7 protein-coding genes and 1 riboswitch are annotated in these 9,999 nt (G+C 71.9%); of the genes, 2 read left to right on the top strand and 5 right to left on the bottom strand.

Translation table 11 applies throughout. The annotated features are described in order from the left end of the window. Positions 1–177: 177 nt before the first annotated feature. A complete protein-coding gene (locus IO40_RS0122235; protein ID WP_030406044.1) occupies positions 178–846 on the bottom strand; it encodes an alpha-ketoglutarate-dependent dioxygenase AlkB family protein in 669 nt (222 codons plus the stop codon). Positions 847–1,086: 240 nt separating this feature from the next. On the opposite strand from IO40_RS0122235, the gene IO40_RS0122230 reads away from it, so the two are divergent. Then, positions 1,087–1,881, top strand: a complete 795-nt coding sequence (locus tag IO40_RS0122230; RefSeq protein ID WP_016470916.1) for a tyrosine-protein phosphatase — start codon at positions 1,087–1,089, stop codon at positions 1,879–1,881. Between the two features lie 90 nt (positions 1,882–1,971). Next, positions 1,972–2,194: riboswitch (cobalamin riboswitch) on the top strand. A gap of 256 nt (positions 2,195–2,450) precedes the next feature. After that, positions 2,451–4,739: a 5-methyltetrahydropteroyltriglutamate--homocysteine S-methyltransferase gene (metE, locus tag IO40_RS0122225; RefSeq protein ID WP_031175988.1), complete on the top strand. Its 2,289-nt coding sequence runs from the start codon at positions 2,451–2,453 to the stop codon at positions 4,737–4,739. Between the two features lie 103 nt (positions 4,740–4,842). On the opposite strand, the gene IO40_RS0122220 is transcribed toward metE, so the two are convergent. The 4 genes from IO40_RS0122220 to shc are packed head-to-tail and all read right to left on the bottom strand — an operon-like array spanning position 4,843 to position 9,978. Next, positions 4,843–6,225 carry an aspartate aminotransferase family protein gene (locus tag IO40_RS0122220; RefSeq protein ID WP_016470914.1) on the bottom strand — a complete coding sequence of 461 codons (1,383 nt, stop codon included), beginning with the start codon at positions 6,223–6,225 and terminating at the stop codon, positions 4,843–4,845. Positions 6,226–6,270: 45 nt separating this feature from the next. Continuing rightward, positions 6,271–7,296, bottom strand: coding sequence for an adenosyl-hopene transferase HpnH (hpnH, locus tag IO40_RS0122215; RefSeq protein WP_031175986.1), 1,026 nt, complete (start codon positions 7,294–7,296; stop codon positions 6,271–6,273). Positions 7,297–7,303: 7 nt separating this feature from the next. Next, positions 7,304–7,978 carry a 5'-methylthioadenosine/S-adenosylhomocysteine nucleosidase family protein gene (locus IO40_RS0122210; protein ID WP_016470912.1) on the bottom strand — a complete coding sequence of 225 codons (675 nt, stop codon included), beginning with the start codon at positions 7,976–7,978 and terminating at the stop codon, positions 7,304–7,306. After that, complete coding sequence (gene shc, locus IO40_RS0122205) at positions 7,978–9,978, bottom strand: squalene--hopene cyclase (RefSeq protein WP_016470911.1); 2,001 nt, start codon at positions 9,976–9,978, stop codon at positions 7,978–7,980. Before shc ends, IO40_RS0122210 begins: the two co-directional genes overlap by 1 nt. Positions 9,979–9,999: the final 21 nt, after the last annotated feature.

Genomic DNA, 9,999 nt, shown 5'->3' with positions numbered 1-9,999 from the left:
AACGGATCAACGTCCTGTTCGCGATGCTCCGCGACGGAACCTTCTACGAACCCAGAACCCCACGCCCCGCTTGACGAAAGACATAGAGGCACCCCCCCCGGAAACACCGGCCACGAGGGAACCGAGCCGGCAGCCGGTTCGCCGAGGTGGCGCACGCCCCTCGGCGAACCGCCGGCCTCAGTACGCCCGTACCGTGACGTTGACCCGTCCGCGCAGTCCCAGTCCGGGCGGGGCGGTGCCGGGATCGGTGCGCGGGACCCCGTGGTAGGCCAGCCGTGCGGGGCCGCCGAAGACGAACGCGTCGCCGCTGCGCAAGGTCACGTCGTGCCACGGTCTGCCCCGGCCCCCGCTGTGGCCGAACCGGAAGACGCAGGCGTCGCCGAGGCTGAAGGAGACGACCGGCGCCGCGGACTTCTCGTCGCTGTCCCGGTGCATGCCCATCCGGGCGCCGTCGCCGTAGAAGTTGACGAGCGCGATGTCGTACGGGACGTCGCACGGCCGCCGTCCGAGCGTGTCCGTGCCGGCGACGACCTCCGCCGCGGCGTCCACCGCGGCGCGGGCCCACTCCCCCAGCCAGCCGGGGAACGGTTTGACCGGCTCGCCTCCCCCGTCCACGACAGTGTCCGCGTAGCCGTACGGGTACCAGTGCCGCCCCAGGCTGAGCTGCCGCACCGACATCCGGCCGCCGCTCGGCATCCGTACGGTGCGCAGTCCGGCCGGGGGCAGGGCCCAGCGGCGGCAGGCCGTCAGCAGTTCGTGCTGCGCCTCGGCGTCCAGCCGGCCGGGTAGGTGCACGGCTCCCGGGGCGATCTCGGCCGGGGGCCGCGGGAACAGCTCCTCGCTCACGGTGCGAGCCTACGGCGACGGGACCACACCTGCCCTGCCGCCCCGGGCGGCACCCCGCTCGCCGCCGTGCGGGCCCCGGTGCGCGTCCATGGGCCCCGCCGGTTCAGTCGCGGTCTCCGCACCGGCCCCGGGCGCCTCGGGACTGCGCCCCGTTCCGGTCACCTACGGGAACTGATCGCCTCAGGCACCGATGTCGTATCGTCGAACGGACGGCCGTAGCGGAACGCAGAGGGAGCACTCGTGACTCAGGAGCCCACCGAGATCGAGCTGGCCGGGGTTCGGAACTTCCGCGACGTCGGCGGGCTGCCGACGGTGGATGGCCGGCGGGTGCGGCGAGGGGTGCTCTTCCGCAGCGGTCACCTGGCGCACGCCACCCCCCAGGACACCGTCTTCCTGGGCGGCCTGAAGCTGCACACCGTCTTCGACTTCCGCAACTCCGCCGACCAGGCGCTCGACGGCCCCGACGTGGAACTTCCCGGTGTCCGCAACGTCAACATCCCGCTGTCCGACCCGGCCGACGGCGCCGAGTTCTGGAAGATGGTGCGCGACGGCGAGCTGGACCAGCTCCGCGCGATCCTCGGCGACGGGCTGGCCGTCGAGCGGATGACCAGCTCCTACCGGGCCATGATCACCTCGCGTACGGCCGAGCACAGCCGCATCCTGCACGCGCTCGCCGAGGACAGCGTGCCCGCGCTGATGCACTGCGCCGCGGGCAAGGACCGGGCGGGGCTGTCGGTGGCGATCACGCTGCTGGCCCTCGGCGTGGACCGGGCGGCGATCGAGGAGGACTACCTCCAGTCGAACCAGCCGCACCGGCGGTACAAGATCTACCGCAGCCCCCGTTCGAAGGCCGGGATGTCCCCGGAAGTGCTGGAGCTGCTGGCGCCGCTCTTCGACGCCCGCGCGGCGTATCTGCACGCGGCGTTCGACACGATCGACGGGACGTGGGGCGACGTGGACACCTATCTGACCGAGGGCCTCAAGCTCTCGCGGCACACCCGGGCCCGGCTCCAGGACCGCATGCTGGAGGGCTGACCCGGATTCCGGTGCCCGCCCGGCGCGGGGCCCGGTGCCGGTGCGGCCCCGCGTCCGACGGGCACCGCAGACATCCGGCGCGTCCGCCGTTAGGCTGGCGCCGCAGCTGGTTCGCCCCGTCCGCCAGGCGGGAGGCGTCGCAAGAGGGAACCCGGTGCGAATCCGGGACTGCCCCGCAGCGGTGAGCGGGAACGACCGCCGTCATACGCACTGGACCGCCGGTCCGGGAAGCGACGGCCATTAGGTGTCCGCCGGTACGAGTCCGGCGGGTGTGCCCGCGAGTCCGAAGACCTGCCCGCTGCCCGTACGCGTCGTATACGCGTGCGGTTCTCCCGGAGACCTCGTGGGCGGGTCGGAGAACAGCGCACACGTGCGGGTGGCCCTCGCACGCGTGCGACGCGGACGGCACCGACGGCCGTCCGCCCTGTCGTCCTTCGCGTCCTCGTCCCGCTCCGGGAGCGCTGAGACGTCTCGCGAAGGAGAGTTGCGTGACAGCGACCGGACACCGCACAGCACCGGCGCCCGGCCCCCGGGCGTCCACCGGAGGGACCGGCACGGCCCGCGCCACAGTGCACGGCTATCCGCGGCAGGGGCCCGACCGCGAGCTCAAGAAGGCGGTCGAGGGCTACTGGAGGGGCCGCGTCGACGCGGAGTCCCTGCTGGCCACCGCCGCCCGGCTCCGCCGCGCCAACTGGCGGCAGATGGCCGAGGCGGGCCTGCACGAGGTGCCCACGGGCGACTTCTCGCTCTACGACCACATGCTCGACACCACGGTCATGGTCGGCGCCGTCCCCGAACGGCACCGCGCGGCCGTCGCCGCCGATCCGCTGGACGGCTACTTCGCCATGGCCCGCGGCACACGGGAGACCGCGCCGCTGGAGATGACCAAGTGGTTCGACACCAACTACCACTACCTGGTGCCCGAGATCGGGGACGGAACCGTCTTCCGTGCGGACCCCGGCAAGCAGACGGCCGAGCTGACGGAGGCGCTCGCACTCGGTGTGGCGGCCCCGCGGCCGGTGCTGGTGGGGCCGGTCACCTATCTGCTGCTGGCCAAGCCCGCCCCCGGCTCGGCGCCGGACTTCGAGCCGCTGTCGCTGCTGGGGAGGCTGCTGCCCGTATACGCCGAGATCCTGGCGCGGCTGCGCGCGGCCGGCGCCGACTGGGTGCAGCTGGACGAGCCGGCCCTGGTGCAGGACCGCACGCCCGCCGAGCTGGCGGCGACGGCCCGCGCCTACCGGTACCTGGGCGAGTCGGCGGACCGGCCGCGGCTGCTGGTCGCCTCCTACTTCGACCGCCTCGGTGAGGCCCTGCCCGTCCTGGCGAAGGCGCCGGTCGAGGGCCTGGCGCTCGACTTCACGGGCCCCGCAGCCGCCAACCTCGACGAGCTGGCCGCAGTCGGCGGTCTGCCCGGCAAACGGCTGGTGGCAGGGGTGATCGACGGGCGGAACGTGTGGATCGACGATCACGAGCGGTCCATGACCACGCTGGGGACGCTGCTGGGCCTGGCCGGCCGGGTGGATGTGGCCGCCTCCTGCTCGCTGCTGCACGTCCCGCTGGACGTTGGGGCGGAGCGGGACCTGGATCCGCAGGTCGCGCGCTGGCTGGCGTTCGCGCGGCAGAAGGCCCGGGAGGCCGCGACCCTGGCCCGCGGACTGTCCGAGGGGACCGGCGCCATCCGCGCGCGGCTCGCCGCCAATCGTGCCCACCTGGCGTCCCGCACCGCCTCGCCGCTGACCCGTGACACGGCCGTACGGGCCCGTGCCGCCGCGGCCACCGAGGCCGACGGGCGGCGTGGCGTGCCGTACTCGCGGCGTACGGCGGCGCAGCGCACCCGGCTGGGGCTGCCGCCGCTGCCCACCACCACCGTGGGCTCGTTCCCGCAGACACGTGCGCTGCGCGAGGCCCGCGCCGCGCTGCGGGCCGGCCGGACCGGCGTTGCGGAGTACGAGCAGCGGGTGGCGGCCGAGATCGGCGAGGTGATCGCCTTCCAGGAGGAGGCGGGGCTCGACGTGCTGGTGCACGGCGAGGCCGAACGGGACGACATGGTGCGCTACTTCGCCGAGCGGCTCACCGGTTTCCTCACCACCCGGCACGGCTGGGTCCAGTCGTACGGCACCCGCTACGTACGGCCGCCGATCCTGGCCGGTGACGTGGCGCGCCCGGAGCCGATGACGGTGCGCTGGACGCGGTACGCGCAGTCGCTCACCTCGCGCCCCGTCAAGGGGATGCTGACAGGCCCGGTCACCATGCTGGCCTGGTCGTTCGTCAGGGACGACCAGCCGCGGTCGGTCACGGCCCGCCAGGTGGCGCTGGCACTGCGCGACGAGGTGTGCGAACTGGAGGCGGCCGGTACGCCGGTGATCCAGGTGGACGAGCCGGCGCTGCGTGAGACGCTGCCGCTGCGCGCCGCCGGGCGCCGGGCCCATCTGGCGTGGGCGACCGAGGCGTTCCGGCTGGCCACCGGCGGGGTGCGGGCGGACACCCAGATCCACACCCACATGTGTTACGCGGAGTTCGGCGACATCATCGAGGCCATCGACGCGCTGGACGCCGACGTCATCAGCCTGGAGGCGGCCCGCTCCCGGATGCAGGTGGCCGACGAACTGCGGTCGTACGGCTACCCGCGCGAGGCGGGCCCCGGCGTGTACGACATCCACAGTCCGCGGGTGCCCGACGCCGGGGAACTCGCCGCCCTGCTCCGCAAGGGGCTGGCGGCCCTGTCCGCTGACCGGCTGTGGGTCAACCCGGACTGCGGGCTCAAGACCCGCGAGTGGCCCCAGGTGAGGGCGGCCCTGCGGAACATGGTGACCGCGGCGCACACGGTGCGCGCCGAGCTGCCGGGCTCCCCGGACTGACCGGACGGGCAGCCGGTGCGCACTTCCCGGCGCAGCGCCGCGGGCCCGGGCCGGAGCTGTTCCGGTCCGGGCCCGCGGCGGGGTCCGCTGAGCGGTCGCCGGTTCAGCGGTTGGCGACGGCCTGCTTGACCAGGGTGCGGCCGAAGTCCCACATGAGACCGCCGCCGTTGTGCGCGTCCTCCATGACCTCGGTGAACGCGGTCACGAAGCGGTCCACCTCGGCCTCGCCGATCACCAGCGGCGGAATCAGCTTGATGACCTCCAGGTGGTCGCCGGAGACCTGGGTGAGGATGCGGTGCTTCTGCAGCAGCGGGACGACGACCATCTGCGCGAACAGGCCCTTGCGGGCGGTCTGGAGCATCGTCCAGCGGCTGCGCAGCCCCAGCGACCTCGGCTTGCCGAACTCGATGCCGATCATCAGGCCCCGGCCGCGCACTTCGTGCAGCAGCTCGTACTTGTCGACGAGCGCGGCCAGCCGGGTGCGCAGCTCGTCACCGGTGCGGCGGGCGTTCTCGGTGATCCGCTCGTCGTCCATGACCGCGAGGGTGGCCAGGCCGGCGGCCATCGCCTGGGCGTTGCTGCCGAAGCTGGCCGAGTGCACCTGGACCCGGTCCATGGAGGAGTAGACCTTCTTGAAGATCCAGTCCTTGCCGAGCGTCGCGCCCACCGGTACGTAGCCGCCCGACAGCGACTTGGCCACGCACACCAGGTCCGGGTCGACGCCGTCCTCGTGCTGGTAGGCGAAGAAGTCGCCGGTGCGGCCGATGCCCGTCTGCACCTCGTCGGCGATCAGCAGCGCCCCGTGCTTGTGCAGCAGTTCGCGGGCGGCCCGCAGATAGCCGGGCGGGGCCGCGTGCACGCCCTTGCCCTGGATGGGCTCGACGACGAGCGCCGCCACGTCCTTCGCGCGCAGCTCGCGTTCCAGCGCGTCGAGGTCGCCCAGTTCGACGGGGGTGTCGGGAAGCAGCGGGGCGAAACCGTCGCGGAATCCCCTCTCGCCGTTGACGGACAGCGAGCCGGTGGTCAGCCCGTGGAAGGCGTGGGTGCAGTAGAGCACGCGGGGCCTGCCGGTGGCGTACCGGGCGAACTTGAGTGCCGTCTCCACCGCTTCGGTGCCGCTGTTGCCGAAGAACACCCGGTCGAGGCCGGGCGCGTACGACAGCAGTTTCTCGGCCAGCAGTCCGGGCAGCGGCTGGCAGTCGAACCGGGTGAGGTCGGCGAGCTGGGCGTCCAGCACGTCGTGCAGGGCCTGTCTGACGACCGGATGGTGGCGGCCCAGGCCCATGACGCCGAAGCCGGAGAGCATGTCCAGGTAGTCGTTGCCCTCGGCGTCGTAGAAGTGGGCGCCCTCGGCACGCTCGTACACCTTGTCGAAGCCGATGGTGCGCAGCATGCGCGGCAGTTGGTGGTTCAGGTACCGGGTGTGCAACTCGTACCGTTCACCGCTGCGTTCGGCCAGCAGCTTGGTCAGGTCGAAACCGGTCACGCCACGCTCCCCTTCTCCTGGCTCGATGATCTTCGCTGGCGGTGCTCAGCCGGCCCGGTTCCCGGCTGCGGTCTCGCGGGCCGCGCGCAGCGACTCCTTGAGGGAGCCCATGGTGGCCAGCACGGCGGTCGGCTCGTAGCCGCAGTGGGCCATGCAGTTGGCGCACCGGGGGTCCTTGCCGCGGCCGTACTTGTCCCAGTCGGTCTCCTCGACCAGCTGCCGGTAGGTGGGGACGTAGCCGTCGCTCATCAGGTAGCAGGGGCGCTGCCAGCCGAACAGGGAGTAGTTGGGGATGGCCCAGGCGGTGCAGTCGAAGTCGGCCTTGCCTTCGAGGAAGTCGAGGAAGAGCGGGCTGTGGTTGAGCCGCCAGCGGGCCCTGTTGCCGCCGGCGAACGCCTTCTTGAACAGCTCCCGGGTCTGTTCCACGCCGAGGAAGTGCTCCTGGTCGGGCGCCTTCTCGTAGGCATAGGCGGGCGAGATCATCATCTCGTCGACCTTGATCTCGTCGTTCAGGAAGTTGAGAACGTCGATGATGGTCTGCGGGGTGTCCGTGTTGAAGAACGTGGAATTGGTGGTGACGCGGAAACCGCGGCGCTTGGCCTCCTTCATGGCCTCCACCGCCTCGTCGAACACGCCCTCCTTCGCGACGGAGGCGTCGTGCCGCTCGCGCAGCCCGTCGATGTGCACGGCGAAAGCGAAATACGGCGACGGCTTGAACTGGTCCATCTTCTTGCGCAGCAGCATGGCATTGGTGCAAAGGAAGACGTATTTGCGCCTGGCCACCAGTTCCCGCACGATCTCCCCGATCTGCGGGTGCATCAGCGGCTCACCGCCCGCGATGGAAACCATCGGCGCGCCGGACTCCAGTACGGCCCCCACCGCCTGGGCCACCGGCATCCGCTGCTTGAGAACACCGGCCGGGTGCTGGATCTTTCCGCAGCCCTCGCACTTCAGATTGCAGGCGAACAACGGTTCCAGTTCGACGATGAGGGGGAACTTCTCCCGCTTGCGGAGCTTCTGCTGGAAGAGATACGTCCCGATACGGAGCGTCTGGCGGAGCGGCATGGCCATTTCTGGCTCACCTCCAGGGGAGCAGCAGGGATCGGTGCCATTCGAGGAATGCGGGCAGGACACCGCGAAGGACGCGGAATGCCGATATTCCACCCCGCAGTGTCCCGATGCGGATCAGTTCATGGCCCGGAGCGTCCACGACCACCCGTACAGCCGCAACCGGGCGCCGGGCCGTGCCCGCGGCGGCGGCGCCCAGTGTGGCGGCGGATTCCATGTCGGCGGCGATCGCTCCGGACGTGTGCAGTGCGGCCCGGCCCCGGCCCCGCACCACGCGGTCGGTGCCCGCGAGGGGGCCGACGTGGACGGTGCCGCCGAAGCCGCGCCTGGTGAGCGCGGTCGTCAGCAGTTCGGTGCCGGTGCAGCGGGTGCGGCCGTGCTCGTCGCGGGTCTCCTCGGCGACGACGAGATCGCCGGGCCGCATGCCGCGGGCCAGCCCGGCGCAGAAGCCGGTGGCCAGTACCGCGGTGCCGCCGGCCACCTCCTCCCCGGCCAGGGCCCTGGTCACCGCGGTGCGGGCGGCCTGGGGGCCCATGCCGCTGCGCAGCAGCCTCACCCGGGCGGCGTCCGTTCCCCCGTTCGCGTGGTCGGGGCCCGGGCGCCCCAGGCCGCGGCGCAGCGCGACGTGCTCGATGCCGAGTGCGCACGCCACGAGGAGCGGTCCTGGGGTCTCCGGGCTGTCCATCAGGCGTCCCGTCCGGTACGCCGGGCGAGGCCGTCACCGTGCAGGTAGCGGCCCAGCGCGGTGAGCGGGAAGACCATCCGGTAGAGGTGGTAGTTGATGGAGAAGTCCCAGGGGAAGCCGGTACCGGTGAAGTAGGGCTCGTCCCAGTAGCCGTCCTCGCGCTGGGTCTCGGCCAGCCAGGTGACGCCGCGTTCGACGGCCTTGCTGTCCTGTTCGCCGGCGGCCAGCAGCGCCATGAGGGCCCAGCCGGTCTGGGAGGCGGTGGAGGTGCCGTTGGCGATCCACTCGGAGTCGATGTAGGAGCGCAGGTCCTCGCCCCAGCCGCCGTCGTCGTTCTGCACGCTCTCCAGCCAGCCGACGGCCCGCCGGATGGCCGGATGCGAGGTGGGCAGTCCGGCGGCCACCAGTGCGGGGACGACCGAGCCGGTGCCGTACAGGTAGTTGACGCCCCAACGGCCGAACCAGGAACCGTTGGACTCCTGTTCGGAGAGCAGCCAGGCGATGGCCTTGCGGGTACGCGGATCGTCCTGCTTGCCCTCGGCCGCCAGCATCTCCACCACGTGCGCGGTCACATCGGCCGACGGCGGGTCGATGACCTCACCGAAGTCGCAGAACGGCAGCCGGTTGGGGAACTTGCTGGTGTTGTCCACGTCGAAGGCGCCCCACGCGCCGTCGCGGGACTGCATGCCCAGGTTCCAGCGCACCGCCCGTGCGATGGCCCGGTTCACGCGCTCGGAGTCGGGGTGCTCGATACGGCGCAGCGCCAGCGCGACCTCGGCGGTGTCGTCGATGTCCGGATAGTTGTCGTTGTGGAACTCGAACGCCCAGCCGCCCGGGGTCAGCTGCGGCCGGCGCACCGACCAGTCACCGGGACGTACGATCTGCTCGCCGAGCATCCAGTCGGCGGCCTTGACCAGCGCCGGGTGGTCGCGCGGCAGTCCCGCGTCGGCCAGGGCGATGGCGGTCAGACAGGTGTCCCACACCGGGGACTGGCAGGCTTCGATCATCCGGGTCTGCTCGTCGTGCCAGACCGCGAACCGGTCCAGCGACTCCAGCCCGGCCTTGAGCACGGGGTGGTCCAGGTCGTAGCCGAGCAGCCGCAGGGCGATCAGCGAGTAGACGGCGGGCGGCTGGATGCCGCCCCAGCAGCCGTCGTTCTCCTGCCGCTCGATGATCCAGCGCGACGCCTCCTTGACAGCGGCCCTGCGCAGCCTGCGCGAGCCCACCTTGCGGTAGGCGTGCAGGGCCCGGTCGATGCGCTGGAAGGCACCGTCCCAGCTGGTGAGGGGGGCCTTGGCGGCGGGCGGGTTGGGCCGCGCGGGGTCGACGTGCAGCTCGTCCAGCCGGAAGGGCGCCGGGTGGACGGGGCGGTAGGCGCACACGATGGTCAGCGGCACGATGGTCTGCCGGGCCCAGCAGCCGAAGTCGTAGATGTTGAGCGGGAACCACTTGGGGAACCAGATGATCTCCGGCGGCATCTCCGGCAGGTCCTCCCAGCGCCACCAGCCGAAGAGCGCGAGCCAGATGCGGGTGAAGACCCTGCTGCGGACGATCCCGCCCTGTTCCCTGATCCAGGCCGCGGCCCGCGCCATGTGCGGTGCCTCGGGGTCGTCGCCGGCGAGCTTGAGGGCGACGTATGCCTCGATGGTGGTGGACAGCTCGCCGGGTCCGCCGTAGAAGGTGGCCCAAGTGCCGTCCTCGCGCTGCTGTGAGCGGATCCAGCGGGCGGCGGCTGCGGAGGTCTTCTCGTCCCGGATGCCGAGGAACTCCCGCAGCAGCAGGTCCTCGGCGTCCATGGTGACGTTGGTGTCCAGATCTCCCTTCCACCAGCCCGCCTCGTCCTGCCGGGCGAGCAGGTGGTCGACGGCGCGGGCAGCGGTCCGCTCCGCCAGGGCGACGGTGCTCTCGCGTCCGCCGGCGGCGGGGGCGAGGGTGTCGCTCGTGAGGTTCTTCGTTCCGGAGACGCCGGGTCCAGCGGATCCGTCGGTCGTTGCTGTCATCCCTTCTCCTTCCGAAGTGTC

Origin of the sequence: Streptomyces albus subsp. albus, assembly GCF_000725885.1 — a bacterium.
Lineage (GTDB): Bacteria > Actinomycetota > Actinomycetes > Streptomycetales > Streptomycetaceae > Streptomyces > Streptomyces albus.
The sequence above is the reverse complement of the archived record's forward strand: the minus strand, read 5'-3'. Positions and strand labels throughout refer to the sequence as shown.

Bases quoted from the DNA above. Each gene is read 5' to 3' on its own strand.
- hpnH (WP_031175986.1), bottom strand. From the start codon at position 7,296: ATGGCCATGCCGCTCCGCCAGACGCTCCGTATCGGGACGTATCTCTTC.
- shc (WP_016470911.1), bottom strand. From the start codon at position 9,978: ATGACAGCAACGACCGACGGATCCGCTGGACCCGGCGTCTCCGGAACG.
- IO40_RS0122210 (WP_016470912.1), bottom strand. From the start codon at position 7,978: ATGGACAGCCCGGAGACCCCAGGACCGCTCCTCGTGGCGTGCGCACTC.